Origin of the sequence: Daeguia caeni, from assembly GCF_042653845.1 — a bacterium.
GTDB classification, from domain to species: domain Bacteria; phylum Pseudomonadota; class Alphaproteobacteria; order Rhizobiales; family Rhizobiaceae; genus Brucella; species Brucella caeni.
Window position 1 is genome coordinate 55,463 of the sequence record NZ_JBHSEL010000001.1, and the last position, 25,477, is coordinate 80,939.

The window sequence follows — 25,477 nt, forward strand, 5'->3', positions numbered from 1 at the left end:
AGGCCTTATAAACCTGCGGAAAAGGAACGCAAGCCGCTCTCTGTCAGTATCTGATCAAGACCAATGTCATGCGGCTCATTGGGCACATGGTCAACTTCCTGGCAATCAAAGGCCATGCCGATCAGAACCGGCTTCACACCCCGCGCGGCAAAACGCGCCAGAGCCCGGTCATAATGGCCCGCACCATAGCCAAGCCTGTGCCCGCGCCTGTCAAAGGCAGCCAAGGGCATCAGCATGAGCGCCGGATCAACCATGGGCGCATTGCTGTCAGGCCCCATCGTGCCAAAGCCGGTCTGTACCAGCTCGGTATCCGGCAGATACTCCCGAAAGCCGATCGTCTCGTGATCAAGCACGACAGGCAGGCAGATGCGCGCGCCCCTTTCCCGCATCGAGAACAAAAGCGGGCGCGGATCAATTTCCGAGCGAATCGGCCAGTAACCGGCCACAATGACCCCTTCGACAATCGCAATGCCCGCCTCGCCTGCCTTTGCAGCTGCCAGACCGGCATCATAGCGAAAACGCGGGTCAAGCCCGTCCCGCCTGGCCAGAACCATGCGGCGCAATTGCTGCTTTTCTGTCGTATCGGGAGGGAACGCTTCCACCATCTTCATGCCTTCCTTCGTCCGGCGCCGTATCCCGCATGAGGGAAACAGAACCTGAGAACGCATGAAAGCACAGCCTTCCATGAAGCGTAAACAGGCTTTTGTGGGAAAATGAAACAGTGGCGACCACGACAACCGATGGAGAGATTGATCCCGGGTACCTACAAAGTAGGTGGGCGCCATATGCGAAGGCCCACGAGCCTTCACAGGGACAGCTCCCTAAGAGATCAATAAGGCCCCAGGGAATGCTGTTACTCCTGTCGGGAAGCGCAGTACGCCGAAGCACAATATAATGGCTGGCATACCGGATTGCCAGACGGCAAACCACTTTCACGAAAAACTTTTTTCAGAATTTTACGAGCCGGTGCGCGGTGCGATGCGGGCAGCCATCTGCTCAAGACGGACTGCGATATTCGACAGAAGATCCGTCAGGGCCGCATCATTCCTGTCAGCGCGGTTAAGCGCCTCATCACGTGCCTGACGCAGGGAATCAAGCTCGTTTTCAATACGCTGCAGGCGCTTCTGCAGCTCGTCCAGCTCGTCCATGACCATGATGCCGGCCATGACCGTCAGACGCAGATCGCCGATCTCACCGAAGGAAGATTTCAGATGCGTGACATATTGGTCAAAGCGCGCTGCAAGCCCGGCCAGATGCTCTTCCTGACCCTCGTCACAGGCCATACGATAGGATTTGCCATCAATGGTAACGGTAACGGTTGCCACGCTGCCCCTCCTATCGATCCAGAACGGCGCGAATGGTTTCCATCGCGGTGACAAGACGGCGGGAAACTTCACGATTGGCCGCCTCAAGCCGTTCGGCCCGCGCCTCAGACAGATCGAGCTCCTGCGCAAGACGCGAACGATCGGCATTCATGCGCTGCACTTCTTCTTCAGCCTCGATCAGGTCGCCTTCCTTGTCGAGGCGAAGTTCGATGGCCTGCTCAAGTATATTGACGGCCTTTTCAAGCCGTTCCAAGACTTGCCTGAGGGGTGCTTCCGGTGCCATCCATATCCTTTCTGAGGCCGCATCTGATTAATCGAATCGAGACTGCCAGACGGGCATCTTGGAAAAGACTGTAATAAGCGTATGATCGATAAGCAACAAATGAGGAAGCAATCTGCCCCGTCATGCACTGTTATCGGCAGGAAATTTGACTTTCCACCGAATAAAATTCCATCTTGTCCGCAACTCAATCGATTAGGCTGACGCAGTTTCCTGCTGAAAAGCCATCGTTTTATTGACTCCTCATGCGCAGGTGTTATGTGTCCCCTGTCTTCTGGCGCGCGCGGCAAAGATACCCCCATCTTCGTGTGACACGCGCCCAGACATGAGGCATCGCCGCAAACCCGGTAAACCTTTCTATGGAAAGACGGTTGGTACCATGAGCAATTCCGAAAAACAGAACCAGATGGCTAACGCAATCCGCTTCCTCTCGATGGATGCGATTGAAAAGGCCAATTCCGGCCATCCCGGCCTGCCCATGGGCGCAGCCGATATCGCGACGACGCTCTATACGCGTTTCCTCTCGCATGACCCGAAAAACCCGCATTGGCCAGACCGCGACCGTTTCGTTCTGTCAGCCGGCCACGGCTCGATGCTGCTTTATTCGCTGCTCTATCTTTCGGGCTATGAAGACATCACCATCGACGAAATCAAGAATTTCCGTCAGCTTGGCTCGCGCACCGCAGGTCATCCTGAATATGGCCATGCAGCAGGCATTGAAACCACAACCGGTCCGCTCGGCCAGGGCATTGCCAATGCCGTCGGCATGGCGCTGTCCGAGCGCATCCTGAATGCGCAGTTCGGTGATGATCTCGTCGACCACTATACCTATGCGCTGGTTGGCGATGGCTGCCTGATGGAAGGCATCAGCCAGGAAGCCATTTCGCTTGCGGGCCACCTGAAGCTCAACAAGCTCATCGTCTTCTGGGATGACAACAACATCTCCATCGACGGTCCGATCTCGATCACCGACAACACCAATCAGGCCGCCCGTTTCGCCGCTTCCGGCTGGAACACGCTGGCCGTTGACGGCCATGATCAGGACGCCATTGCCGCAGCCATCGAGGCCGCAAAGGCATCCGACAAGCCAACCCTGATCGCTTGCAAGACGACCATCGGCTTTGGCGCACCAAACAAGGCCGGCACAAACAAAGTGCATGGCTCGCCGCTGGGTGCAGAAGAAATCGCGGCCACGCGCAAGGCGCTGGGCTGGACGGCAGAGCCCTTCGTCGTCCCGGCTGAAATTCTCGATGCATGGCGCGTGGCCGGTCTCAATGCCGCCAAGAAGCGTCTGGAATGGGAAAAGCGCTTTGCCGCGGCCGATCCTGAAACGCGCGCCGAATTCGAACGCCGCATGCGCGGCAATCTGCCGGCAAATTTCAACGATGCCATCATTGAATACAAGAAGAAGCTTTCTGCTGAAAAACCAAAGGTTGCAACCCGCAAATCTTCGGAAATGGCACTGGAAGTCATCAATAACGTTGTACCGGAAACGGTTGGTGGCTCGGCCGACCTCACCGGCTCCAACAATACCAAGACCAGCCAGACCGTTTCCATCACGCCGGAAAATTATGGCGGCCGTTTCGTCCACTATGGTATCCGCGAGCTTGGCATGGCCGCTGCCATGAACGGCATTGCGCTGCATGGCGGACTGATCCCCTATTCCGGCACGTTCCTGTGCTTCTCCGACTATGCGCGTCCGGCCATGCGCCTGTCGTCGCTGATGGGCATTCGCGTCATTTATGTCATGACGCATGACTCCATCGGCCTTGGCGAAGACGGCCCGACCCACCAGCCGGTTGAACATCTGGCGGCCCTGCGCGCCATTCCGAACCACAATGTCTTCCGCCCTGCCGATGCGGTTGAAGTGGCGGAATGCTGGCAGCTGGCACTCCAGAACAGGAAGACACCATCAACCCTGGCGCTGACACGTCAGAGCCTGCCGACCGTTCGCACCGAACATCGCGATGAAAACCTCTCGGCCTTTGGTGCCTATGAGCTGGCTGCAGCAAGCAGCGATGCGAAGGTCTCGATCTTCGCATCCGGCTCGGAAGTCGAAATCGCGCTCAAGGCGCGCGACCTTCTCGAAGCCAAGGGCATTGCCACCCGCGTTGTTTCCGTACCGTGCTTTGAGCTGTTCGAGGAACAGAGCGCCCAGTATCAGGCAGCAACCATCGGCAATGCGCCGGTCAAGATCGCCATCGAAGCGGCAATTTCCCTCGGCTGGGAACGCTTCATCGGCGAAGACGGCATCTTCATCGGCATGAAGGGCTTTGGCGCTTCCGGCGAAATCAAGGATCTTTACAGGCATTTCGGCATCACGGCGGAAGCTGCTGCCGAAGCTGCCGAAAAGAAGCTCAACGCCGCATGAATTTCATGGCGCCGGGGGTGAAAGCCCCGGCGCTTCTCATTCGTGCCTGTCGTCACACCGCAGGCCAAGGCAACCAGTGAAGAACCCCATCGGGAGATTAAGAGAAATGGCAGTTCGCGTCGCAATCAACGGCTTTGGCCGCATTGGCCGTAACGTCCTCCGCGCTATCGTGGAATCGGGCCGCACCGACATTCAGGTCGTCGCAATCAACGATCTTGGCCCTGTCGAAACCAATGCACATCTTCTGCGTTATGACAGCGTGCATGGCCGTTTCCCGGCTGAAGTGAAGGTTTCCGGTGATACGATCGACGTTGGCTATGGCCCGATCAAGGTACATGCCGTGCGCAACCCGGCCGAGCTGCCCTGGGCAGCAGAAGGCGTCGACATTGCGCTCGAATGCACCGGCATCTTCACCGCCCGCGACAAGGCTGCGGCCCATCTTGAGGCAGGCGCCAAGCGTGTCATCGTTTCAGCTCCGGCTGACGGCGCCGATTTCACCGTTGTCTATGGCGTCAACCATGACAAGCTGACCAAGGATCATCTGGTCATCTCCAATGCCTCCTGCACCACCAACTGCCTTGCTCCGGTTGCGCAGGTTCTCAACGATGTCGTTGGCATCGAAAAAGGCTTCATGACCACGATCCACTCCTACACGGGCGACCAGCCGACGCTGGACACCATGCACAAGGATCTCTACCGCGCCCGCGCCGCAGCCCTGTCGATGATCCCGACCTCGACGGGCGCAGCCAAGGCTGTTGGTCTGGTTCTGCCGGAACTGAAGGGCAAGCTCGACGGCGTTGCCATCCGCGTGCCGACTCCGAATGTCTCGGTTGTTGACCTCACCTTCATTGCCAAGCGCGAAACCACGGCCGAAGAAATCAACAATGCCATCCGTGGAGCCGCAAATGGCCGCCTCAAAGGCATCCTCGGCTATACCGATGACAAGCTGGTTTCCTCGGATTTCAACCATGATTCCCATTCCTCGGTCTTCCACACAGATCAGACCAAGGTCATGGAAGGCACCATGGTTCGCATCCTGTCGTGGTACGACAATGAGTGGGGCTTCTCCAACCGTATGAGCGATACCGCTGTTGCCTTGGGCAAGCTGATCTAATCCTTTGCAGCGCCCCTCCCCAGGAGGGGCGTTTCACTTCATTATGAATTTCGGGGAGAAACATGAATTTCCGCACTCTTGATGATGCCGACGTCAAGTCGAAGCGCGTTCTGGTTCGCGTTGACCTCAACGTACCGGTCGCCAATGGCGAAGTCACCGACCTCACCCGCATCGAACGCATCGTGCCAACCATTGCCGAGCTGTCAGACAAGGGTGCAAAAGTCATTCTTCTCGCCCATTTTGGCCGCCCGAAAGGCATTGCATCCGAAGAAAATTCGCTGAAACAGGTCGTCAAGCCGCTGGCAAGGGTGCTGGGCAGGAATGTCCATTTCGCCGAAGACTGCATTGGCGACAAGGCCAAAGCCGCAGTCGATGCGCTGATGGATGGAGAGATCCTGCTTCTGGAAAACACCCGCTTCCACAAGGCGGAAGAAAAGAACGAACCGGATTTCGTCAAGGCTCTGGCAGCCAATGGCGATGTTTTTGTCAATGACGCCTTCTCGGCAGCCCACCGCGCCCATGCCTCGACCGAAGGCCTTGCCCATGTCCTGCCTTCCTTTGCCGGCCGCTCCATGCAGGCTGAACTGGAGGCACTGGAAAAGGGTCTTGGCAATCCGGCTCGCCCGGTCGTTGCCATTGTTGGCGGCGCCAAGGTTTCCACCAAGCTTGACCTTCTGTCCAACCTGATCGAAAAGGTGGATGCGCTGGTCATCGGCGGCGGCATGGCCAACACCTTCCTTGCCGCCCAGGGCCATAATGTCGGCAAGTCGCTGTGCGAACATGATCTTGCGCCGACTGCGCGCGAAATCATGGAAAAGGCCAAAAAGACCGGATGCGCCATCATCCTGCCGGTTGACGCCGTCGTGGCCTATCGCTTTGAGGCCGATGCGCCGAACCAGACCTATGGCATTGACGCCATTCCGGCCGACGGCATGATCCTCGATGCCGGCGCACTCTCAACCGAAAAGATCGCTTCGGTCATTGATGACGCCAAAACACTGATCTGGAATGGCCCGCTTGGCGCCTTTGAACTGCGTCCGTTCGATACGGCAACGGTTGCAACCGCAAAGCACGTTGCAAAGCGCACCAAGGAAGGCAATCTGGTTTCGGTCGGCGGCGGCGGTGATACGGTCGCAGCCCTCAACCATGCCGGCGTGGCCGATGACTTCACCTATATTTCAACCGCTGGTGGTGCCTTCCTCGAATGGATGGAAGGCAAGCCTCTGCCGGGCGTTGAAGTGCTGAAGAAATAGGCCGGTCTCAGCTCCGGGGCGTGAGTTTCACAAGCCGCCCCGGACTGTCATCCTCGATGAGCCAGACAGCACCATCAGGGCCGACCGCAACATCACGAATGCGGTTGCCCATGTCAAAGCGCTCCACTTCGTCTGCCCTTCCATGCGCATCAATCGCCACACGGACCAGCGCCATTGAGGCAAGCCCGCCGATCAAGGCCGAGCCTTTCCAATTCGAAAACAGTTCAGCCTCGTAAAAGACGAGCCCTGCCGGCGCAATGACCGGATTCCAGTACAATGGCGGCGGCTCAAATTCGGGCCTCGTTGCATGACGCGGGATTTTCGCACCACCATACTGGTCGCCATTGGAGACGACCGGCCAGCCATAGTTCAGGCCCGGCCGGATCAGGTTGAACTCGTCACCTCCGCGCGGCCCCATCTCATGTTCCCACAACCGGCCATCGGCTGAAAAGGCAAGCCCATAGGGATTGCGGTGGCCCAGACTATAGGTCAGCGCACGCACACCCTTTTCATGGGCAAAAGGATTGTCTTGCGGCACCGTGCCATCCAGTTTCATGCGCAGGATCTTGCCCATGGGCGCATCCCTGTCCTGCGCCTTTTCAGGCAGCATCCGGTCGCCAACTGTCAGGAAAAGGTGCCTGCCATCCGGCGCAAAGGCCATGATGCCGCCCGGCTGGCCACCGCGGGCAGAGACATCCTGTCGCCATAGCGTGGCAAGATCCTGAAGCCTGGCCGTTGCCTTGTCTTCCTTCAGTTCGCCACGGGCAAGGACGAGACGACTGCCCGTTTGTGCAGGCTCGTTATAGGTCAGGTAAATCCCGTGGCTTGACTGGAAATCCGGCGCTGGCGCAATATCGAGCAACCCATTCTGTCCGCCAAAGGCGACCTTTGGCACACCCATGACTTCTTTCTTCACGCCTTCTTGCGTGACCAGAAAGATCTTCCCTGCCTTTTCGGTCAAAATCAGCCTGCCATCCGGCAGAAAGGCAATCGCCCATGGTCGATCGAAACTTGCAATTTCCTCGACATGGAATGGAAGACTGGTCATGGCAGGGCGCCCACCCGCATTGATGCCTGTGGCCCAGACTGGTAAAATTTCCAGCCCCACAAGAAGAACGCCAACCGTGATGACGCGATTTATCAGGATCGGAAGTACCATGATCCGTGTCTCCTTGGTATTGGCATGGTGGAGCCAAGTTATCCCCAAGTCAAATACTGTGTGTATCTGTTTCCCGGACCCAGCAAGAAAACTTGTCCAATCTAAATCGTTTAAAATAATTTCAATCGTTTCAATCGGTTGCACCACCATTTGTTTTCCTGGACTCTTCTGCTATCGGCAATCAACCAACTTCAATTGGGAATGATCTGCGACCCGCTGGGTGTCAAAAGGAGCTTGCACATGACCGAACGTCTCGAAGATATTGCAGTTGCCATGGTAGCATCGGGCAAGGGCATCCTCGCCGCCGATGAAAGCTCCGGCACGATCAAGAAGCGTTTTGATACGATCAATCTGACCTCGACCGAGGAAACGCGCCGCGACTATCGCGAAATGCTGTTCCGCTCGGAAGAGGCAATGAAGAACTACATTTCCGGCGTCATCCTTTATGACGAAACCATTCGCCAGAAGGCCAAGGACGGTACGCCGCTGACCGATCTCATCCGCAATGCCGGCGCAATTGCAGGCATCAAGGTCGATGCCGGCGCCAAGCCGCTGGCAGGTTTTCCGGGTGAAACCATCACCGAAGGCCTTGATGGTCTGCGTGAACGCCTGAACGAATATTATGGCCTTGGCGCGCGTTTCGCCAAGTGGCGCGCCGTGATTGCCATCGCCAACGGTGTTCCGACCTGGGGCGCAATCAAACAGAACGCACAGGCGCTCGCACGCTATGCTGCGCTGTGCCAGGAAGCCAATATCGTGCCGATCGTTGAACCGGAAGTCCTGATGGACGGCAATCCGGGCGATCATTCGATCGACACCTGCTATCAGGTCACCGAATGGGTGCTGAAGACGGTCTTTGCCGAACTCTATGACGCCCGTGTCAAACTCGAAGGCATGGTTCTCAAGCCGAACATGGTCATCGACGGCAAGAACGCCCGCAAGGCATCGGTTGAGGAAGTGGCCGAAAAGACCGTCCGTTGCCTCAAGTCCACCGTTCCGGCTGCGGTTCCGGGCATTGCCTTCCTTTCGGGCGGCCAGTCCGACGAAGAAGCAACTGCCCACCTGTCGGCCATGAATGCGGGCTATGATCTGCCGTGGAACCTCACCTTCTCCTATGGCCGCGCCCTGCAGGCTGCTGCCCTGAAGGCCTGGGGCGGCAAGCCGGAGAATGTGGCTGCTGGCCAGCGCGCATTCACCCACCGCGCCCGCATGAACAGCCTTGCTGCAACCGGCACCTGGAACAAGGAACTCGAAAAGGCTGCCTGAAGCAGTTTCAGGAAAAACGGCAACCGGTTTCCGTCCGGAACTGCGGAAAAACGCTATGCCAGAGCAATTCGGAATTTCTCAAAGAATCTGAATTGCTCCAAAGCCTGGTCATCGCAACGAAGAAGCCCACCCCTGGTGGGCTTTTTTGTTGGACAATCTCAATGGCCGGCCAGATGCATCGCAAAGGCAAGCCCCATGGCCAACAATGCCACGACGGCAATTTTCCAGAAATCGCCGCGCCGCCGCAGCCCTGGCAAACCAAACGGCTTAATCACATGCAGGGCCATCAGCATCATCAGCAGGACTGCCAGAAGTTTGACCACGAAATACCTCGCTGACTGCCAATGTCCGGACACGTGAAACGACCCGACCGCTTATGCTGCAGAATACGCCGTGGCGCAAACAACAATACGCAAGCAGCAGGAACCGCGCCATATCACCCATAAGTCCGATGGACGCAAAGCCTTCGCTTTGCTTAAATCACAGCAGGAGGATGTGAAATCGCACGGAGGAGCTCAAGTCCGGCCACTTGCCGGATCAGCGTGTGAAGGCACATCACACAATGAAAACGACATCGCCTGACCTGCAGGAGGGGTCTGGCGCATGCGTATCTGGGGAGGATACCTATGACGTCGCACTATGCCGCAACCTATGCCGGCTGGCAGCACGATCCTGAAGCTTTCTGGGCACAAGCGGCACAAGGCATCGACTGGTTCAAGCCATGGGACAGGGTTTTTGCGGCAGATGAGGGCATTTATGGCCGCTGGTTTTCAGGCGCCGAATGCAACACCTGCCATAATGCGCTGGATCGCCATGTTGCCAATGGCCGCGCCGATCAGACCGCAATCATCTATGACAGCCCTGTCACCGGCCAGAAGCGCAACATCAGCTATCGCGAAATGCTGGAAGAGGTGGAAGCGCTTGCCGCCGTCATGCTCGACAATGGCGTGACGAAGGGCGACCGCGTGATCATCTATATGCCGATGGTGCCGGAAGCGGCGGTCGCCATGCTTGCCTGTGCGCGCATTGGTGCGGTGCATTCGGTTGTCTTTGGCGGCTTTGCCGCGCATGAGCTTGCTACCCGCATTGATGACGCCAAGCCCGTCATGATCATCGCTGCCTCCTGCGGCATTGAGCCAAACCGTGTCGTTCCCTATCAGGACATGCTCGACAAGGCGATCAGCGAGGCTAGCCACAAGGTGCCGCACTGCATCATTCTTCAGCGCCCGCAGCATGGTCATGAACCGGTTCCGGGCCGCGACATTGATTACCGTTCGGCCGTTGATGCCGCGCGCGGCCGGCATGTGCCCTGCACGCCGGTCAAGGCCACCGATCCGCTCTATATCCTCTACACTTCCGGCACGACGGGCGAGCCGAAAGGCGTCGTACGCGACAATGGCGGCCACATGGTGGCGCTGACATGGTCTATGAAGAATGTCTATGGCATCGAGCCGGGACAGGTGTTCTGGGCCGCTTCCGACGTCGGCTGGGTGGTTGGTCATTCCTACATCATCTATGCGCCACTGCTTTATGGCGCGACTTCGGTCCTGTTCGAGGGCAAGCCGGTCGGCACGCCGGATGCCGGCACATTCTGGCGCGTGATCGCCGAGCACAATGTCGCGGTGATGTTCACCGCGCCAACCGCCATCCGCGCCATCAAGAAGGAAGATGCCGATGGCGCCCATGTGCGCAAATATGACCTGTCACGACTGCGCGCCCTGTTCCTGGCCGGCGAGCGCGCCGATCCCGACACGGTTCACTGGGCAGAAAACCTGCTGAAATGCCCGGTCATCGACCATTGGTGGCAGACGGAAACCGGCTGGGCCATTGCTGCCAATCCGCTTGGTCTTGGCCTGCTTGAAACCCGCTACGGCTCGCCAACAGTCAGCATGCCGGGCTATGAAATCCATGTGCTGGATGATGAGGGCCATCCGGTCGAGCGTGGCCAGCTTGGCAATATCCTGATCAAGCTGCCGTTGCCGCCCGGTTGCCTGCCGACGCTGTGGAATGCCGATGAGCGGTTCAGGAAATCCTATCTCAACGAGTTCCCCGGCTATTACAAGACGGCCGATGCCGGCTATATGGATCATGATGGCTATCTCTACATCATGGCGCGCACCGATGACATCATCAATGTCGCGGGCCATCGCCTGTCCACCGGCGCGATGGAAGAAGTGCTTGCCAGCCATCCGGACGTTGCCGAATGCGCCGTTCTCGGCATTGCCGATGCGCTGAGAGGCCAGGTGCCATGCGGTCTGATCGTGCTGAAAGCCAATATCGATCGCGATCCGCATGAGGTGGAAAAGGAATGCATCGCCATGGTGCGTGATGCGATCGGCCCGGTTGCGGCCTTCCGCCTCGCCATCACCGTCAAGCGCCTGCCCAAGACACGGTCGGGCAAGATCCTGCGTTCAACCATCCAGAAGATTGCCGATGGCGAACCATGGAAAATGCCGGCCACGATCGATGACCCGGCAATTCTGGATGAAATCAGCGCCATCTTGCGCGAGCGCCATATCGGTCTCGCATTTGCCTGATGCACCTCGGCACGAGCGGCTGCCGGCTTATGTCAGAGGCCGCCCTTGCCCCTGATCTTTGCGCCTTTGGCCGCAAGGCATCTGGAGGCATGGCTGAAAATACCCTGTTGACCGGCCTGCAGGAACATTTCCCATTTCACTGGATCACGGGAAATGGTCTATTGGTCTGAACACACGTCCGGCCCGGCAGGTTTTGCAGACATGCCCGTGCCGGTACACGGCAAGGTACGGAGACAGGAAATGCAGCTTGAAGGTAAGGTCGCCATCGTCACCGGCGCAGCCAGAGGTATCGGCCATGCCATTGCAAAACGCCTGCTTGTTGATGGCGCCCGCGTTGTCCTGGCCGATATTGACCATGATGCCGTGCAGCGCGCGGCCAGGGATCTTGCGCTTTATGGCACGGTGCGTCCGATGGTGGCCGATGTCAGCGACAAGCTCGACATTCACAATCTCCTCACCTCGACCAGCGCCGCACTGGGCGAAATCGACATTCTCGTCAACAATGCCGGCATTGCGCATCAAGCAGCCTTTCTCGACCTCAAGGAAGAGGATTTCGACCGCGTCATGCGCGTCAATACCAAGGGCGCATTTCTATGCGGTCAGGCTGTGGCGCGGCGCATGGTTGAACGTGTCGAGGCAGGCGGCAATCCCGGCACCATCATCAATATTTCATCGGTGAATTCCGTCTTTGGCGTGCCGGATCAGCTGGCCTATGCCGTTTCCAAGGGCGCGCTCAACCAGCTTACACGATCCATGGCACTGGCGCTGGCACCATGGGGCATCCGCGTCAATGCCATTGGCCTCGGCTCGATCGAAACCAATATGCTGGAAGGCATCAATCCAAGCCTGGAAAACCGCAAGAGACTGGCCGCGCAGACACCGCTTGGCCGGATTGGCCAGCCTGACGAGATTGCTGCCATTACCGCATTTCTGGCCTCTGACGAGGCAAGCTATGTCACCGGGCAAATTCTCTATGCCGATGGCGGGCTCATGGCAATAAGCGCTTCCGGCCAGCTGCCACAGAGAATCTGACGGCGAACCAGAACACACACGTAAGCGCGCGACAGGAAACGCCAGTCTGTTCAGGTGCCCATATCCTTTGGCGGCGGTGCTTTCCCGATGGACACGATCAAGGTTTGCATCACACATGGATCTGGCTCTACAATGGCCATTCCTCCTGACACCGGGCTGTCAGCAGGGCTGTGCGATAGTGCGATAACAGGAAGCCACGTACAGGAGGGAGTAGCCATGGCTTTGGCAATCGCACCACTCATCGCAGCCTTGAAGGCTTACCGGCGCCGACATGTTGCAAGGCGCCGCATGGCGACTGTCGCGCACAGCATTGACCATTTACCAGACTATCTGCGCAAGGATCTGGGCTGGCCGGATCGCTATCTGGAACAGCACAACCTGAAAGGAGATTGAGCAGGCATGCGTCGCGCAGACCGCTTATTCCAGATCGTTCAGTATTTGCGCGGTGGCAGACTTGTCACCGCGCGCAAGCTCGCCGAACGTCTGGAAGTCTCCGAGCGCACCATTTACCGCGACATTGCCGATCTGCAGTCATCCGGTGTCCCGATCGAAGGCGAAGCGGGCGTTGGTTATATTCTGCGTCAGGGCTTTGAACTGCCGCCGCTGATGTTTACCCGCGATGAGATCGTCGCACTTGTGGCCGGTGCAAGGCTGATTCGCGCCTGGGGCGGCCTGTCCATGGCACGCGGTGCCGAGGAAGCGCTGGTGAAGATCGAGGCTGTCCTGCCGCCGGAAGAACGCGCCCGCGTCTCCGGCACGCAGATTTATTCGCCAAGCGCCAGCATCAGCATTGAAGAGCGCCGCATACTCGACATGGTCGAACGCGCGGTTGATGAACGTTGCATTCTGAGCATCCGCTACCGTGATCTGGAATCGCGTGACAGCGAGCGCGACATCCGCCCGCTTGGCCTCTGGTTCTGGGGCAAGGTCTGGACGGTGATCGGCTGGTGTGAGCTGCGCAATGCCTTTCGCACCTTCCGCACCGACCGCATTATGGAAGCCAGCATTTCAGAACGACATTTTCGACTCGAGCGCGGCAAGACACTGTCTGATTTCTACCGCCTGATGGAAATGAGTGAATATAACGCCTTCAGGGACTGATCAGATGAAAAACCCCGGAAAGGCGATGCCTTCCGGGGTTCTGTTCTGCGGCGGGCATAAGCCCGGCAATCCTATTCTTCGTCTTCGTTCGTCCTGTCGCTCTTCAGCGAAGACAGCTTGGCGAAAATCTTGTCGGCATCGAGTTCTTCTTCGGCAGGCGACTCGTCGCGATAGTCGAAGTTTTCCGTTGCCGATGCCGGCAGCAGCGTATTGTCGCCCTCCGGCATTGCCGGACGGTTGCGGGCTGCGCGTTCGACTTCCATGTCGAGATCGATCTGCGAGCACAGGCCAAGCGTGACCGGGTCCATTGCCGTCAGATTGGCCGAATTCCAGTGCGTACGGTTGCGGATCTGCTCGATCGTTGACTTGGTGGTGCCGATCAGGCGGGCAATCTGTGCATCCTTCAGCTCAGGATGGTTGCGTACCAGCCAGAGAATCGCATTCGGACGATCCTGGCGCTTGGACAGCGGCGTGTAGCGCGGGCCCTTGCGCTTGGTTTCCGGCACGCGCACCTTTGGTTCTGCAAGCTTCAGGCGATGGTTCGGATCCTTTTCGCCCTTGGCGATTTCTTCACGCGTCAACTGACCGGTAATGATCGGATCAAGCCCCTTGATGCCCTGCGATGCTTCACCGTCGGCAATTGCCTTCACTTCAAGCGGGTGCAGCTTGCACAGGGCAGCGATCTGGTCGAAGGTCAATGCCGTATTATCGACAAGCCAGACTGCCGTAGCCTTCGGCATGAGAAGCTGGGTGGCCATAAGATATAATCCTCTTGTTCGTCCGCTCCGGTGGGGCGGGCCGTGGGAAAAACCACAAATTCCGGGAAATCGTGGTCTATATATAGGTTTTTTCTCCTCAGAGCAAGAAAGCCGCAGGCATGAGCCACATATTCAATCAAGATCCAGCACGATCTTGCCGATATGCCTGCCCTCTTCCATACGTTCATGCGCGAGGGCAGCATCTTTCAGCAGAAAAATCATGTCCATCGTCGGTGCAACCTGGCGGCTTGCCAGAAGTGGCCAGACTTTTGTTTCAAGTTCACGTGCAATCCCTGCCTTGAATTCGACCGAACGGTTGCGCAATGTCGAACCTGTATGGGTCAGACGCTTGGTCATCAGAATGGCATAATTGGCGCTCGCCTTGGCACCATTCAGAAAGGCAATCTGCACGATACGCCCGTCTTCTGCCGCCGCCTTGTAATTGCGGTCGACATAATCGCCGCCCACCATGTCAAGAATGACATCTGCGCCCCGGCCATTGGTTGCCTGTTTGACGGCGGCAACAAAATCTTCTTCGCGGTAATTGATGGCATGTTCTGCTCCGAGCTTCAGACAGGCATCGCATTTTTCCTTCGAGCCGGCCGTGGCAATTACATGCGCGCCAAAGGCCTTGCCAAGCTGGATTGCCGTGGTGCCGATGCCGGAGGTTCCGCCATGCACCAAGAGCGTCTCGCCCTGTTTCAGCCCGCCCCGTTCAAACACATTGTGCCAGACCGTGAAGAAGGTTTCAGGAATGGCCGCAGCTTCAATATAGCCATAGCCTTGCGGTAGCGGCAGCGCATTGGTCTCATGCACGACCGCATATTCGGCATAGCCGCCGCCGGGAAGCAGCGCCGTGACCTGATCCCCAATCCGAAAGCGCCTGACACCTTCGCCGGTTGCCACGACATCACCGGCAATTTCCAGCCCCGGAATATCGGAGGCGCCGGGGGGCGGAGCATAATGACCCTGGCGCTGCAGCACATCCGGCCGGTTGATCCCGGCAGCTTTCACCCGCACCAGCAATTCGCCCGCATCCGGCGCAGGAACAGGCCGTTCCACCGGGCGCAGAACCTGCGGTCCGCCGAATTCGCTGATTTCGATCGCAGTCATGACTGAAGGCACTGCCGGCATTTGTAAACGCTCCCATGATAGCCTGATAGTTACGCGAAGGCTTTTTGACAGGCGCCATGCTGATGGCGGGTGAGGGAAATCATATCGATTTTCACAAATATATATGTCAGGATTCAGCCGTTCAACGATTTCTCATTTTGCCTGCACATCCTTGGCAAGGAAGGACGGCCATGCGTGATTTTGATGATGATGCTGCAAAACAACAGAAAAGCCTTGTGCTCAGCGATGATGCGCTTTCGCTTCTGTCGGTCACGGAAATCGACCAACGCATCGCCCTGCTTGAAAACGAGATTGCCCGCCTGCAAGCCGAACGCACCAGGAAAGGCGATAGCCGTGCCGCAGCAGAAGCCCTGTTCCGTTAGAACATAATTCTTGATTCAGTTTGCCATCGAACTACGCTAAGTTGGCTGCTTCGTTCGATGATATCCAACCATCTGCCAAGCTTGAATGCACCGGCAGGCAGGCCTTGCAAGCGTCGGGAACAGACTATTGCGTATCTACATTCAGGTGCTGGCCCTGTTATGCGGGACAGCCTTTCTACTCATTGCTTCGGGCTTGCATAGCCTGCTTCTGCCGCTGCGCGGCCAGCTGGAGGATTTTTCCGTCACATCGCTTGGCATGCTCGGCACGACCTGGGCTGGCGGCTTTGTCGCCGGCTGCCTGCTTGCACCGCGCCTGGTGCGCCGCGTCGGCCATGTCCGCGCCTTCAGCTGCTGTGCTGCCTCTGCCGCCATCATCGCACTTCTGACCGGCATATTCATCGACCCGACAAGCTGGATCATCCTGCGCGCCTTTACCGGCTTTGTCATGGCCGGTTCCTTCATGATCATCGAGAGCTGGCTGAATGAACGCGCCACCAATGCCACACGCGGGCGCATCTTTGGCCTTTACATGATGGTCAGCTATTGCGGCACAGTGAGCGGCCAGATGCTTGTTGCCGCCGGTGACATCGGCTCGGATCATCTTTTCATGGTGACCGGCATTTTCTTCTGTCTTGCCCTGATACCGACCGCCATTTCCAATGCCGTCAGCCCCAAGCCGCTGACGCAGGTGCAACTTGACCTGAAGGCGCTTTATCGCAATTCGCCCGCCTCCTTCATCGGCTGCATCCTGATTGGCATCGCCAATGGCGCATGGGGCACGCTGGGTGCGGTCTATGGCGCGCAATCCGGCATTTCGACGGCTGAAATCGCACTGATGGTGAGCGTCACCATCGCCTCAGGTGCGCTGATGCAGATTCCGGTCGGTCGCATTTCCGACCTGACCGATCGCCGATTCGTTCTGGCAGGTGTTGCTGCCCTTGCCGCAGCCATCGGGCTGCTCATCTTCCTCATCTCACCTGCAAGCGGCTATGTCATCATCCTGATGGCCGGCTGCTATGGCGCGCTTGCCTATTCGCTCTATCCGGTTGCCGTTGCCCATGCCAATGACCATGCGAGCGCGGAAAGTTTCGTCAAGGTTTCAAGCGGCCTGCTGCTGCTTTATGGCTTCGGCACGATGCTGGGGCCGCTTCTGGCAGCGTCTGCGATGGAGGAAATCAGGCCATCCGGCCTGTTTGCCGTAACCGCCCTTGCGCATATCCTGATCACGGTCTACGCACTTTTCCGCTCGCGCAAACGCGCAGCCCCGCCCCGCGAGGCCAAGGATCAGTTCACGAGCGTGCCTGCCCCGCGCCAGACAACGCCGGAACTCGTCAAGCTTGATCCGCGCGCAGAGGGTGAGAATCAGGAAGGATGAAATCTTCTGGCCCTGCGGCGGCTGTCATCCAGCCGCCCGGCCTGTTCGTGTCATGGCCTGTCAGTCTGACAGGCATTCAATACGGTCTGTCTGAGCGCCAGCCTGCCTGCCGGGATCAGTGACACGTTGCTTCGGCTTTCAGCTTTTCAATCTGCTCCTTGAGCACCAGTTTCTTTCGCTTGAGTGATGCAATATGAAGATCGTCCACCGCAGGTGACGCCATAGCTTCGGAAATTTCCCGTTCCAGAGCGCCGTGCTTCTTTTCAAGCGCGGCGAGATGGGATTCGATAGCCATTCCATATCTCCTTCAAATCATCTTCCCAAACATTGGGCAGATTAGCGAAAGCGCCGATCGGTGTCATTCGACCACCTGCCCTCCCAAGGAAGGCCGCCCTTCCAGTGGATCTGGTGCGGCACCTCCAGAGCCAATCTACGCATCGATTTTGGCGAGAATCGATCCAGTCCTGTCGATACGCAGATCTGCCTGCCCTTTGCTGCCTACAGCATGGTGCAGGCCGTACCATCCTGACGGCCGTGCGCCCGGTCATTCATGACGGTACTGTGACAGTTAAACATGACTTCACGACAAAGTCGAATTTGTCGTGGTAGCATTTTCCAATCGCAAAAAATATGATAAGGGCTTGCCGCAAAACGGGCCAGAACAATGCCGGTTTTCGGCAAACGACAATGCCTGAAAATCATTGCAAACGAATGAGGCGCACAGCATGTCCGATCAGGAACAGGCCGAAATCAGATTGGCCGTCGCACGTCTGAAACAGGAACATGCGGATTTTGATGCAGCCATCAATGCGATGATCGAAGTGGGCTGCGATCAATTACGCATTCAACGCATGAAAAAGAAAAAGCTGGCGATCAAGGACAAACTTCAGGAACTGGAAGACCAGATCATTCCGGACATCATTGCCTGATCAGTCACAGCAACCAGACAAGAGCCGAGCCGGGTCAGCCCGGCTTTGTTTTTCACCCTCCCAACCATATTGAAAAGGATCGCAAGTGTGAGTGCAGACGTCGCCATCATCATGGGCAGCCAGTCGGATTGGGAAACCATGCGCCATGCTGCCGAGACTCTTGAGGCGCTTGGCGTTTCGTTTGACGCACGTATCGTCTCAGCCCATCGCACGCCAGACCGCCTTGTCGCCTTTGCCAAGGGCGCAAAGGCGGAAGGCTTCAAGGTCGTGATTGCGGGTGCCGGCGGCGCCGCCCATCTGCCCGGCATGACTGCTGCCATGACACCGCTGCCGGTTTTTGGCGTGCCGGTTCAGTCAAAGGCGCTGTCGGGCCAGGATTCGCTGCTGTCGATCGTTCAGATGCCGGCAGGCATTCCGGTCGGCACGCTGGCCATTGGCCGTGCAGGCGCGGTCAATGCAGCCCTTCTTGCCGCTGCCGTTCTGGCACTCAATGACGAGGTGCTTGCCACCCGCCTTGATGACTGGCGCAAGGCTCAGACCGAAAGCGTCGCCGAACGCCCATCCGACGAGGTCTGATCATGACAAGGCAAACTCTCAAGCCCGGTTCCACCATTGGCATCATTGGCGGCGGTCAGCTTGGCCGCATGCTGGCCATGGCCGCTGCCCGTCTTGGCTTTCGCACGGTGATTCTTGAGCCGCAGGCCGACTGCCCGGCAGCCCAGACCGCCAATCGTCAGATCGTTGCCGCCTATGATGATCCTGCTGGCCTGGCAGAACTGGCTAGGGTGAGTGATGTCATCACCTATGAATTTGAGAATGTGCCGGTCAGTGCGGCCGACAGGCTGGCTGAAACAAGGCCTGTCCTGCCGCCGCCGGCCGCGCTTGAAATCTCCCAGGACCGCTTCAACGAAAAGAAGTTCCTCAACGATAGCGGCATTGCAACCGCGCCCTGGCGCGTTGTTGATGACCTGGAAACGCTCATCGCCGCCCTTGGCGCACTCGGCGGACGCGGCGTTCTGAAAACCCGCCGCCTTGGCTATGACGGCAAGGGACAGGTGCGGCTCAATTCGCTGGATGAGGATCAGGCGCGCGCAGCGCTTGAAACCATCGGACATGCGCCAGCCATTCTTGAAGGTTTCATTGCCTTTGAACGTGAAGTGTCGGTGATTGCCGCGCGCGACAGCAATGGCAATGTCGCCTTCTTCGACATTGCCGAGAATGTCCACAAGGACGGCATTCTGTCGACCTCGACCATTCCGGCCAATATTTCCGACGCAACCGCGCTTGCCGCGCGCACCGCAGCAGAAAAGCTGCTCCATGCTCTTGATTATGTCGGCGTGCTGGGACTGGAGTTCTTCGTGCTGCCGGATGGCACCCTGCTTGCCAATGAATTTGCCCCGCGCGTGCACAATTCCGGCCACTGGACGGAAGCGGCCTGCGCCATCTCGCAGTTCGAGCAGCATATCCGCGCCGTTGCCGGCCTGCCGCTTGGCGACACGGAACGGCACTCCGACTGCGTGATGGAGAATCTGATCGGCAATGATGTTGATTCTGTCCCGGCGATTCTCACCGAAAGGAATGCCGTGCTCCATCTTTACGGCAAGGCGGAAGCCCGCCCCGGCCGCAAGATGGGCCATGTGACGCGCATCACGCCGCGCCAGTAAAGCATGAGGCCGGGAATCTGACTGCTTCCCGCCTCCGCCCCGGAATTTCAGGCAAACTGCCTGTGAATCTGCTCTTCGGGAGTTGACATTCGCCTGAATTCCTGTGTATTTCGGCCAACCCTTCGGGCAAGTTCCTTGCCTGTAACCATTCGGCGCCTTGAGCGCCTGTTTTATTGCAGCCCGGCGGCATGTCCTGTCGATGGGCCAACCAGACCGGTGATTGACATGAAGATCAAGAACTCGCTTAAAGCGCTTAAGGCCCGTCATCGTGACTGCCAGCTGGTCCGCCGCAAGGGCCGCGTATACATCATCAACAAGAGCGCCCCACGCTACAAGGCTCGTCAGGGCTGATCCTGACACGGCTCGATCTGATTGATGCTTTTGCATTTGACGTTCCGCATCACTTGATAAACATTAGGTGCATGCGGAACGTTTTTGTATGTCTGGCGCTCTGCGCCCTTTTGCTTTCAGCGCCGGCTCTGGCGCAGGAAGATGATGCTGCACCCTATCCCGACGCACCGCTGGGCGGGCTTCCCCTGCCCGAAGCGCCGCAAACAGACATGCCTGCCGATGAAGCCGCAAAGGCCAGCGCAAAACCGGCAGAATCGCCCAGCGACGACGCTTCCCGGAACGCGGAAACATCCCTGACCGAACAGACAGTCGCAGAACGTCTGGACTCGCTTTTTGTCAGGCTCCGCCGTGAACGCGACGATGCCAAGGCATTGGCCATTGCTGCCCAGATCAAGACGATCTGGTCACGATCCGGCAGCGCGACAGTCGATCTGCTGATGCAATGGGCCACCAAGGCGATGGTGGAAAAGCGCTATGCCTCGGCGCTTGATTTCCTCAATGAGGCGATCGCGCTTGCCCCGGACTATGCCGAAGCATGGAACCGGCGTGCAACGGTCTATTTCCTGCAAAAAGACTACCAGAACGCCATGTACGACATTAATCGCACATTGGAGCTCGAACCACGCCGTTTCGATGCGCTGACCAGCATGGCAACGATTTTGCGCCGCACTGGCCTCAAACAACGGGCGCTGGAAGCCTATCAGAAGGCGCTGGATGTCTATCCGATGATGCGTGAAGTGCAGAAAAACTACAGCGATCTGGCCGACGAACTCACCGACACCCGCACGTGATTTCAGGCTTCCGGATTGGCGCCAATGAAAAGGGCGCCGTCGGCGCCCTCTTCCGATACGCAGTTCCTGCCTGCTCAGATGCCACTCTGGCCATCTGCGCCAATATAGGCAATGCGCAGCATATTGGTTGCCCCCGGCGTTCCGAACGGCACACCAGCGGTAATGATGATGCGGTCGCCAGCCTTGCCGAACCCCTCGCGATGGACGATTTCGCAGGCATGGTTGACCATATCCTCAAGGTCGCTCGCATCTTCGGCGACCACGCAATGCAGTCCCCAGACCAGCGAAAGCCGGCGTGCAGTATCCACCACTGGCGACAATGAGATGATCGGCGTCTGCGGCCGCTCGCGCGCCGCGCGCAGACCCGTCGTGCCGGACGCCGTATAGGTGACGATGGCCGTAAGCTTCAGCGTTTCGGCAATCTGGCGTGCGGCGAGCGAAATCGCATCCGCGCCCGTCGGTTCCGGAACCGCGCGCTGCGCATCAATGATGCTGGCATAGGTCTGCTCGCGCTCGACCTTTTCGGCAATGCGGTTCATCGTTGCCACGGCTTCGACCGGATATTGGCCGGAGGCCGATTCGGCCGACAGCATCACTGCATCCGCACCTTCAAACACAGCCGTTGCCACGTCGGAGACTTCCGCGCGCGTTGGCACCGGCGCGCTGATCATCGATTCCAGCATCTGGGTTGCAACAACCACCGGCTTGCCGGCACGGCGTGCACGGCGCGTGATCTGCTTCTGGATGCCCGGAACGCTTTCCAGCGGCATTTCCACGCCCAGATCGCCACGCGCCACCATGAGCGCATCGGAAAGCTCGATGATTTCATCCAGACGCGCCACGGCCTGCGGCTTTTCGATCTTCGACATCAGGCCGACCTTGCCCTGCGAGATCTTGCGCACTTCGACGAGATCTTCCGGCCGCTGGATGAACGACAGGGCCACCCAGTCAACCTCTTCCTGCAAGACGGCATCAAGATCGCGGCGGTCCTTGTCGGTCAGCGCGCCAACGCCGAGTGTCGTATCCGGCAGGCTGACGCCCTTGCGGTCGGAAATGCGCGTGCCCGCCACAACCTTGCAGCGAATCGACTTGCCATCGCAGTCTTCCGCCACCAGATGCAGCTTGCCATCATCGATCAGCAGGCGGTCGCCCGGCTGCACGGCTTCCAGAATTTCCGGATGCGGCAGGAAAACGCGCGTCTCATCGCCCAGTTCCTCATTGTTGTCGAGGGTAAAGGTCTGCCCCGGAACGAGATCAGCCTTGCCATCCCGGAACTTGCCGACACGCAGCTTCGGCCCCTGCAGATCGGCGAGGATGCCGATCGGACGACCAACAGCCTTTTCGACATTGCGGATGCGCCGGACAAGCGTGCGCATCAGATCGTGATCGGCATGGCTCATATTGATGCGGAACACGTCTGCGCCCGCCTCGAACAGCTTATGGATAATGGCTTCGTCACTGGAAGCCGGGCCAAGGGTTGCTAAAATCTTGACCTTGCGGTTGCGCTTCATTGGCTATTCGTTCCTGTTACAGTCGGATTTTCGGATGGTGCGTCATCGGAGAGCTGGACCATCCAGCTGGTCTGTTCTCCAGTGTCATATTCCTGGAATCCGACGCGTTGATAGCCTCGTGAGAAGCATTCCTGAACGCCTTCAATACGGAATTCCTTTTCTGCGACGCACATGTTCACATTGCCTGCCCAGCGCCCGCCCCCTTGGGCATCTTCGGCATAGAGGTAATAGAAACGTGAAGACAATGGACCTTCGAGCAGCGTCTTGCAGGTTGAACCGTCAATATGCCACCAGCCTTCGGTAACCCATCCGGTTTTCGCCCGGTACCCGATTGCAACGCCGACCACATTCTGGGTCGCATTGCAAACGCGGAAATCAGCGTGAGCCGCCATGGATGATATGCCGAGTGTTCCCAGCACAACACCCGCATACAAGGCCAGAGATATTGGAAGTCGCATTCGCCGAACCCTTCAGCCCGCAATCGCATTGTCTCACGAATGGAAAACCCGTTCGGGAAATCCGGTTTTGGAAGCTCTCTTTTCGGCAGTTTCGCCTGTGATGTCAACGCAGTCACTGCCCGAAGCAAGCGCATCATACACAATCATGCTCGTAACGGAGATTGCAATCGCGTCATTCTCATGACACTTCTGGCAAGGACTGAAAATTTCTGCACAGCCCCGATCAAATTTCCGAGACAGTTTCATGTCATTTTCACCTGCAATCCGGATCGATGGTGATTTCGGCCTCGGTCTTTTCCTGACTGCCGACCATGCACGGCGCGAACTGCCTGCCGAATATGGCACACTTGGGCTTGATGCGCACGAATTTGAGCGCCACATCGCCTATGACATCGGCGTCGAGGCGCTCACGCGCGAACTGGCAAGGCGGCTCAATGCGCCCGCTGTCATGGCCGGCTTTTCCCGCCTGCTGATTGATCCCAATCGCGGCGAAGATGACCCGACACTGATCATGCAGCTTTCTGACGGCGCCGTGATCAAGGGCAATTATCCGATGTCGGCCGGCGAACGCGAGGAGCGCATGCAGCGTTTTTACCGCCCCTATCATCAGGCCATTGCCGAAATGAGCGACAGGGTGGAACAGACAAGCGGCAAGGCACCTTTCATCGTGGCCGTGCATTCCTTCACCCCCTTCTGGAAAGGCAAGGCGCGGCCCTGGCATGTCGGCCTGTTATGGGACAGGGATGACCGCGCAACCGCCCCGCTTCTGCAGCGCCTGCGCGCAGAACCGGGCCTCGTCGTGGGCGACAACGAACCCTATGATGGCGCCCTGCGCAATGATGCGCTTTATCGCCATGGCACGTGCAAGGGCTTTGCCCATGTGCTGATCGAGGTGCGGCAGGATCTGATCGCCGACGAAAAGGGCGTGCTGGAATGGGCAGAACGTCTGGCCCCCATGCTGGCAGAGATCAACAGCATGGATGAGATGCATGTTGTCCGGCATTTCGGCTCCCGCACCGGCCCGGTCGATGCGGAACATCGCCGGGAGGCCAGTGTGCCCGCTATCCACAGGCCCTGAGGCGTTAAATTGCATTGCAGGCAAATTTTGCCCTTACTTTTGCCTGCGACTCGGAGAAAACACGGGGCAACCTCAGGAGCGGATGCATTGGCGCTCCGTATATGTTGAACTGAAACTGGAGAGAATGCCGTGAGCGACGATATTACCCGCGAAGCCCAGACCATTGCCGTCGGCCAGTTGCGCGCCTTCATCGAACGCATTGAGCGCCTTGAGGAAGAAAAGAAGACCATCGCCGACGATATCAAGGAAGTTTATGCGGAATTGAAGGGTTCGGGGTTTGACAGCAAGATCGTTCGCACCATTATTCGTTTGCGCAAGAAAGAAGACCACGAACGACAGGAAGAAGAAGCCATGCTCCAGCTCTACAAGGATGCGCTGGGCATGAGCTGACCGGCTGGGGCAGTTCCAGGACAAGTGGAAACCGGTTTCCGTCCGGAACTGCGAAAACAGCATGTTAGAGCAATCAGCCTTTCCGTGAAAATCGGGATTGCTCTAAGGCGTGTCGGCCGCAGGATCGGGATTGATTTTCGGCAGACACGATGTGCCATTTCCATGTGAGCACGCCGTTGACCGTTACCTATGATGGCACGCTGGCCCGCCCTTCCTGTCGTTTATCTGGGTCGCCTGCGGCCCCTGATGACAGCAAAGGACAGGTTCATGGAATACCGCACGCTCGGAAAGACTGACATCAAGGTTTCGTCGCTTTGCTTTGGCGGCAATGTGTTTGGCTGGACGGTCGATGAAGCGACTTCCTTTTCGCTTCTCGACCGTTTTGTAAATGCCGGTCTGAATTTTATCGATACGGCCGATGCCTATTCTGCCTGGGCGCCAGGCAATGTCGGCGGTGAATCCGAAACCATCATCGGCAACTGGCTGAAATCACGCGGGCTTCGTGACCGCGTGGTCATTGCCACCAAGGTCGGCTCACAGATGGGACCCGACGAAAAGGGGCTTTCGCCTGCCTATATTCGCAAGGCGGTCGACGCATCACTGAAACGGCTGCAAACCGACTACATCGATCTTTATCAATCACACTGGGATGACCCGGAAACGCCTTTCGAGGATGTGCTTGGCGCCTATCAGGATCTGATCAGGGCTGGCAAGGTACGCGCGATTGGTGCGTCAAACCTGACACCTGACCGTCTTGCCGAAGCGCTCGAAACGGCAAGACGGCATGATCTGCCGCGTTATGAGACCCTGCAGCCGAAATATAATCTCTATGACCGGGCCGAATATGAAGACGGGCTGGAACAGATCTGCCGTGCCAATGGCCTTGGTGTAATCCCCTATTATGCACTTGCCGCCGGATTCCTCACCGGCAAATACCGCTCTGAAGCCGATCTTGGCCGGCGTGCGCGCAGCACGACAGTAGAAAAATATCTCAATGAACGCGGGCTCAGGATCGTCGCGGCACTGGATGAAGTGGCACAGGATCTCAACGCAACACCTGCGCAGGTTGCGCTGGCCTGGCTGATGGAGCGGCCCAGCATTACCGCGCCGATTGCAAGCGCCACCAGCCTTGCCCAGCTTGGCGAGATGATCAATGCCATCCATCTGAAGCTCAATGACGCAGCACGCGCAAGGCTCGAAGCCGCAAGCGCCCCCTCTATCCCGACCTGATCAGGCCC

Annotated in this window: 28 protein-coding genes and 1 other RNA gene; 18 read left to right on the forward strand and 11 right to left on the reverse strand. The window is 58.0% G+C overall.

The annotated features are described in order from the left end of the window. Nucleotides 1-5: 5 nt before the first annotated feature. The 4 genes from ACFO1V_RS00280 to ACFO1V_RS00295 form a co-directional block, all read right to left on the reverse strand. On the reverse strand, nucleotides 6-605 hold the full coding sequence (locus tag ACFO1V_RS00280) for a 5-formyltetrahydrofolate cyclo-ligase (protein WP_374829903.1): 600 nt from the start codon (nucleotides 603-605) through the stop codon (nucleotides 6-8). A 117-nt stretch (nucleotides 606-722) separates the two neighbouring features. Beyond that, a non-coding RNA gene (ssrS, locus tag ACFO1V_RS00285) (6S RNA) lies at nucleotides 723-881 on the reverse strand. Nucleotides 882-956: 75 nt separating this feature from the next. After that, a complete protein-coding gene (locus ACFO1V_RS00290; RefSeq protein ID WP_374829901.1) occupies nucleotides 957-1,325 on the reverse strand; it encodes a cell division protein ZapA in 369 nt (122 codons plus the stop codon). A 10-nt stretch (nucleotides 1,326-1,335) separates the two neighbouring features. Continuing rightward, nucleotides 1,336-1,608, reverse strand: a complete 273-nt coding sequence (locus ACFO1V_RS00295; RefSeq protein WP_374829899.1) for a DUF4164 domain-containing protein — start codon at nucleotides 1,606-1,608, stop codon at nucleotides 1,336-1,338. A 376-nt stretch (nucleotides 1,609-1,984) separates the two neighbouring features. Here ACFO1V_RS00295 and tkt point away from each other — a divergent pair, with 376 nt between their 5' ends. The 3 genes from tkt (at nucleotide 1,985) to ACFO1V_RS00310 (ending at nucleotide 6,343) form a co-directional block, all read left to right on the forward strand. Further along, nucleotides 1,985-3,976 carry a transketolase gene (gene tkt / locus ACFO1V_RS00300; RefSeq protein ID WP_374829897.1) on the forward strand — a complete coding sequence of 664 codons (1,992 nt, stop codon included), beginning with the start codon at nucleotides 1,985-1,987 and terminating at the stop codon, nucleotides 3,974-3,976. A 106-nt stretch (nucleotides 3,977-4,082) separates the two neighbouring features. Beyond that, nucleotides 4,083-5,090: a type I glyceraldehyde-3-phosphate dehydrogenase gene (gene gap / locus ACFO1V_RS00305; protein WP_374829895.1), complete on the forward strand. Its 1,008-nt coding sequence runs from the start codon at nucleotides 4,083-4,085 to the stop codon at nucleotides 5,088-5,090. Nucleotides 5,091-5,152: 62 nt separating this feature from the next. Continuing rightward, on the forward strand, nucleotides 5,153-6,343 hold the full coding sequence (locus ACFO1V_RS00310; protein WP_374829893.1) for a phosphoglycerate kinase: 1,191 nt from the start codon (nucleotides 5,153-5,155) through the stop codon (nucleotides 6,341-6,343). Nucleotides 6,344-6,350: 7 nt separating this feature from the next. On the opposite strand, the gene ACFO1V_RS00315 is transcribed toward ACFO1V_RS00310, so the two are convergent. After that, entirely contained in the window at nucleotides 6,351-7,502 is a 1,152-nt protein-coding gene (locus ACFO1V_RS00315; RefSeq protein WP_374829891.1) for a PQQ-dependent sugar dehydrogenase, read from the reverse strand. Nucleotides 7,503-7,742: 240 nt separating this feature from the next. Between ACFO1V_RS00315 and ACFO1V_RS00320 the strand changes: the two genes are divergently transcribed. Beyond that, nucleotides 7,743-8,768 carry a class I fructose-bisphosphate aldolase gene (locus tag ACFO1V_RS00320; RefSeq protein ID WP_374829889.1) on the forward strand — a complete coding sequence of 342 codons (1,026 nt, stop codon included), beginning with the start codon at nucleotides 7,743-7,745 and terminating at the stop codon, nucleotides 8,766-8,768. Between the two features lie 158 nt (nucleotides 8,769-8,926). Here the strand turns inward: ACFO1V_RS00320 and ACFO1V_RS00325 are convergent, their stop codons facing one another. Then, the gene (locus tag ACFO1V_RS00325; protein ID WP_374829887.1) at nucleotides 8,927-9,091 is read right to left on the reverse strand and encodes a hypothetical protein; all 165 of its coding nucleotides are present in this window, start codon (nucleotides 9,089-9,091) and stop codon (nucleotides 8,927-8,929) included. Between the two features lie 303 nt (nucleotides 9,092-9,394). On the opposite strand from ACFO1V_RS00325, the gene ACFO1V_RS00330 reads away from it, so the two are divergent. From ACFO1V_RS00330 to ACFO1V_RS00345, 4 genes are all read left to right on the forward strand, one after another. Continuing rightward, the gene (locus tag ACFO1V_RS00330; RefSeq protein ID WP_374829885.1) at nucleotides 9,395-11,305 is read left to right on the forward strand and encodes a propionyl-CoA synthetase; all 1,911 of its coding nucleotides are present in this window, start codon (nucleotides 9,395-9,397) and stop codon (nucleotides 11,303-11,305) included. Nucleotides 11,306-11,545: 240 nt separating this feature from the next. Beyond that, nucleotides 11,546-12,337, forward strand: coding sequence for an SDR family NAD(P)-dependent oxidoreductase (locus ACFO1V_RS00335; RefSeq protein ID WP_374830001.1), 792 nt, complete (start codon nucleotides 11,546-11,548; stop codon nucleotides 12,335-12,337). A gap of 216 nt (nucleotides 12,338-12,553) precedes the next feature. Next, nucleotides 12,554-12,730 (forward strand): hypothetical protein, encoded by a 177-nt coding sequence (locus ACFO1V_RS00340; RefSeq protein ID WP_374829883.1) that lies wholly within the window; start codon nucleotides 12,554-12,556, stop codon nucleotides 12,728-12,730. 6 nt (nucleotides 12,731-12,736) lie between these two features. Continuing rightward, complete coding sequence (locus tag ACFO1V_RS00345) at nucleotides 12,737-13,438, forward strand: helix-turn-helix transcriptional regulator (protein ID WP_374829881.1); 702 nt, start codon at nucleotides 12,737-12,739, stop codon at nucleotides 13,436-13,438. A 71-nt stretch (nucleotides 13,439-13,509) separates the two neighbouring features. Here the strand turns inward: ACFO1V_RS00345 and ACFO1V_RS00350 are convergent, their stop codons facing one another. Both ACFO1V_RS00350 and ACFO1V_RS00355 read right to left on the reverse strand, forming a co-directional pair. Beyond that, the gene (locus ACFO1V_RS00350) at nucleotides 13,510-14,196 is read right to left on the reverse strand and encodes a DUF1013 domain-containing protein (RefSeq protein ID WP_374829879.1); all 687 of its coding nucleotides are present in this window, start codon (nucleotides 14,194-14,196) and stop codon (nucleotides 13,510-13,512) included. Between the two features lie 132 nt (nucleotides 14,197-14,328). After that, the gene (locus ACFO1V_RS00355; RefSeq protein WP_374829877.1) at nucleotides 14,329-15,330 is read right to left on the reverse strand and encodes an NAD(P)H-quinone oxidoreductase; all 1,002 of its coding nucleotides are present in this window, start codon (nucleotides 15,328-15,330) and stop codon (nucleotides 14,329-14,331) included. A 170-nt stretch (nucleotides 15,331-15,500) separates the two neighbouring features. Here ACFO1V_RS00355 and ACFO1V_RS00360 point away from each other — a divergent pair, with 170 nt between their 5' ends. Next, complete coding sequence (locus tag ACFO1V_RS00360) at nucleotides 15,501-15,692, forward strand: DUF1192 domain-containing protein (protein ID WP_374829875.1); 192 nt, start codon at nucleotides 15,501-15,503, stop codon at nucleotides 15,690-15,692. A 127-nt stretch (nucleotides 15,693-15,819) separates the two neighbouring features. After that, nucleotides 15,820-17,067, forward strand: a complete 1,248-nt coding sequence (locus tag ACFO1V_RS00365; protein WP_374829873.1) for an MFS transporter — start codon at nucleotides 15,820-15,822, stop codon at nucleotides 17,065-17,067. 115 nt (nucleotides 17,068-17,182) lie between these two features. Here the strand turns inward: ACFO1V_RS00365 and ACFO1V_RS00370 are convergent, their stop codons facing one another. After that, nucleotides 17,183-17,362, reverse strand: a complete 180-nt coding sequence (locus ACFO1V_RS00370) for a YdcH family protein (protein ID WP_374829871.1) — start codon at nucleotides 17,360-17,362, stop codon at nucleotides 17,183-17,185. Nucleotides 17,363-17,792: 430 nt separating this feature from the next. Between ACFO1V_RS00370 and ACFO1V_RS00375 the strand changes: the two genes are divergently transcribed. From ACFO1V_RS00375 to ACFO1V_RS00395, 5 genes are all read left to right on the forward strand, one after another. After that, entirely contained in the window at nucleotides 17,793-17,996 is a 204-nt protein-coding gene (locus tag ACFO1V_RS00375) for a YdcH family protein (protein WP_374829869.1), read from the forward strand. Between the two features lie 87 nt (nucleotides 17,997-18,083). Beyond that, nucleotides 18,084-18,572 (forward strand): 5-(carboxyamino)imidazole ribonucleotide mutase, encoded by a 489-nt coding sequence (purE, locus tag ACFO1V_RS00380; protein WP_374829867.1) that lies wholly within the window; start codon nucleotides 18,084-18,086, stop codon nucleotides 18,570-18,572. 2 nt (nucleotides 18,573-18,574) lie between these two features. Next, entirely contained in the window at nucleotides 18,575-19,660 is a 1,086-nt protein-coding gene (locus ACFO1V_RS00385; RefSeq protein ID WP_374829865.1) for a 5-(carboxyamino)imidazole ribonucleotide synthase, read from the forward strand. 225 nt (nucleotides 19,661-19,885) lie between these two features. Further along, complete coding sequence (gene ykgO / locus ACFO1V_RS00390; RefSeq protein WP_374829863.1) at nucleotides 19,886-20,011, forward strand: type B 50S ribosomal protein L36; 126 nt, start codon at nucleotides 19,886-19,888, stop codon at nucleotides 20,009-20,011. 71 nt (nucleotides 20,012-20,082) lie between these two features. After that, nucleotides 20,083-20,802 (forward strand): tetratricopeptide repeat protein, encoded by a 720-nt coding sequence (locus ACFO1V_RS00395; RefSeq protein WP_374829861.1) that lies wholly within the window; start codon nucleotides 20,083-20,085, stop codon nucleotides 20,800-20,802. A 74-nt stretch (nucleotides 20,803-20,876) separates the two neighbouring features. On the opposite strand, the gene pyk is transcribed toward ACFO1V_RS00395, so the two are convergent. Together pyk and ACFO1V_RS00405 are read right to left on the reverse strand one after the other, a co-directional pair. Beyond that, nucleotides 20,877-22,313 (reverse strand): pyruvate kinase, encoded by a 1,437-nt coding sequence (pyk, locus tag ACFO1V_RS00400; protein ID WP_374829859.1) that lies wholly within the window; start codon nucleotides 22,311-22,313, stop codon nucleotides 20,877-20,879. Then, nucleotides 22,310-22,771, reverse strand: coding sequence for a DUF1036 domain-containing protein (locus ACFO1V_RS00405; RefSeq protein ID WP_374829857.1), 462 nt, complete (start codon nucleotides 22,769-22,771; stop codon nucleotides 22,310-22,312). The genes pyk and ACFO1V_RS00405 overlap by 4 nt, the downstream gene beginning before the upstream one ends. A 244-nt stretch (nucleotides 22,772-23,015) precedes the next feature. Between ACFO1V_RS00405 and ACFO1V_RS00410 the strand changes: the two genes are divergently transcribed. From ACFO1V_RS00410 to ACFO1V_RS00420, 3 genes are all read left to right on the forward strand, one after another. Beyond that, a complete protein-coding gene (locus tag ACFO1V_RS00410; protein WP_374829855.1) occupies nucleotides 23,016-23,849 on the forward strand; it encodes an N-formylglutamate amidohydrolase in 834 nt (277 codons plus the stop codon). Between the two features lie 129 nt (nucleotides 23,850-23,978). Beyond that, a complete protein-coding gene (locus tag ACFO1V_RS00415; protein WP_374829853.1) occupies nucleotides 23,979-24,239 on the forward strand; it encodes a DUF2312 domain-containing protein in 261 nt (86 codons plus the stop codon). Nucleotides 24,240-24,506: 267 nt separating this feature from the next. After that, complete coding sequence (locus ACFO1V_RS00420; RefSeq protein ID WP_374829851.1) at nucleotides 24,507-25,469, forward strand: aldo/keto reductase; 963 nt, start codon at nucleotides 24,507-24,509, stop codon at nucleotides 25,467-25,469. Nucleotides 25,470-25,477 lie beyond the last annotated feature (8 nt).

Excerpts from the sequence above, each read along its gene's own strand:
- ACFO1V_RS00280 (WP_374829903.1), bottom strand. The coding sequence starts at position 605 with ATGGTGGAAGCGTTCCCTCCCGATACGACAGAAAAGCAGCAATTGCGC.
- ACFO1V_RS00295 (WP_374829899.1), bottom strand. The coding sequence starts at position 1,608 with ATGGCACCGGAAGCACCCCTCAGGCAAGTCTTGGAACGGCTTGAAAAG.
- tkt (WP_374829897.1), top strand. The coding sequence starts at position 1,985 with ATGAGCAATTCCGAAAAACAGAACCAGATGGCTAACGCAATCCGCTTC.
- gap (WP_374829895.1), top strand. The coding sequence starts at position 4,083 with ATGGCAGTTCGCGTCGCAATCAACGGCTTTGGCCGCATTGGCCGTAAC.
- ACFO1V_RS00310 (WP_374829893.1), top strand. The coding sequence starts at position 5,153 with ATGAATTTCCGCACTCTTGATGATGCCGACGTCAAGTCGAAGCGCGTT.
- ACFO1V_RS00315 (WP_374829891.1), bottom strand. The coding sequence starts at position 7,502 with ATGGTACTTCCGATCCTGATAAATCGCGTCATCACGGTTGGCGTTCTT.
- ACFO1V_RS00320 (WP_374829889.1), top strand. The coding sequence starts at position 7,743 with ATGACCGAACGTCTCGAAGATATTGCAGTTGCCATGGTAGCATCGGGC.
- ACFO1V_RS00330 (WP_374829885.1), top strand. The coding sequence starts at position 9,395 with ATGACGTCGCACTATGCCGCAACCTATGCCGGCTGGCAGCACGATCCT.
- ACFO1V_RS00335 (WP_374830001.1), top strand. The coding sequence starts at position 11,546 with ATGCAGCTTGAAGGTAAGGTCGCCATCGTCACCGGCGCAGCCAGAGGT.
- ACFO1V_RS00340 (WP_374829883.1), top strand. The coding sequence starts at position 12,554 with ATGGCTTTGGCAATCGCACCACTCATCGCAGCCTTGAAGGCTTACCGG.
- ACFO1V_RS00345 (WP_374829881.1), top strand. The coding sequence starts at position 12,737 with ATGCGTCGCGCAGACCGCTTATTCCAGATCGTTCAGTATTTGCGCGGT.
- ACFO1V_RS00350 (WP_374829879.1), bottom strand. The coding sequence starts at position 14,196 with ATGGCCACCCAGCTTCTCATGCCGAAGGCTACGGCAGTCTGGCTTGTC.
- ACFO1V_RS00355 (WP_374829877.1), bottom strand. The coding sequence starts at position 15,330 with ATGCCGGCAGTGCCTTCAGTCATGACTGCGATCGAAATCAGCGAATTC.
- ACFO1V_RS00360 (WP_374829875.1), top strand. The coding sequence starts at position 15,501 with ATGCGTGATTTTGATGATGATGCTGCAAAACAACAGAAAAGCCTTGTG.
- ACFO1V_RS00370 (WP_374829871.1), bottom strand. The coding sequence starts at position 17,362 with ATGGCTATCGAATCCCATCTCGCCGCGCTTGAAAAGAAGCACGGCGCT.
- ACFO1V_RS00375 (WP_374829869.1), top strand. The coding sequence starts at position 17,793 with ATGTCCGATCAGGAACAGGCCGAAATCAGATTGGCCGTCGCACGTCTG.
- ACFO1V_RS00385 (WP_374829865.1), top strand. The coding sequence starts at position 18,575 with ATGACAAGGCAAACTCTCAAGCCCGGTTCCACCATTGGCATCATTGGC.
- ykgO (WP_374829863.1), top strand. The coding sequence starts at position 19,886 with ATGAAGATCAAGAACTCGCTTAAAGCGCTTAAGGCCCGTCATCGTGAC.
- ACFO1V_RS00395 (WP_374829861.1), top strand. The coding sequence starts at position 20,083 with ATGCGGAACGTTTTTGTATGTCTGGCGCTCTGCGCCCTTTTGCTTTCA.
- pyk (WP_374829859.1), bottom strand. The coding sequence starts at position 22,313 with ATGAAGCGCAACCGCAAGGTCAAGATTTTAGCAACCCTTGGCCCGGCT.
- ACFO1V_RS00405 (WP_374829857.1), bottom strand. The coding sequence starts at position 22,771 with ATGCGACTTCCAATATCTCTGGCCTTGTATGCGGGTGTTGTGCTGGGA.
- ACFO1V_RS00410 (WP_374829855.1), top strand. The coding sequence starts at position 23,016 with ATGTCATTTTCACCTGCAATCCGGATCGATGGTGATTTCGGCCTCGGT.
- ACFO1V_RS00420 (WP_374829851.1), top strand. The coding sequence starts at position 24,507 with ATGGAATACCGCACGCTCGGAAAGACTGACATCAAGGTTTCGTCGCTT.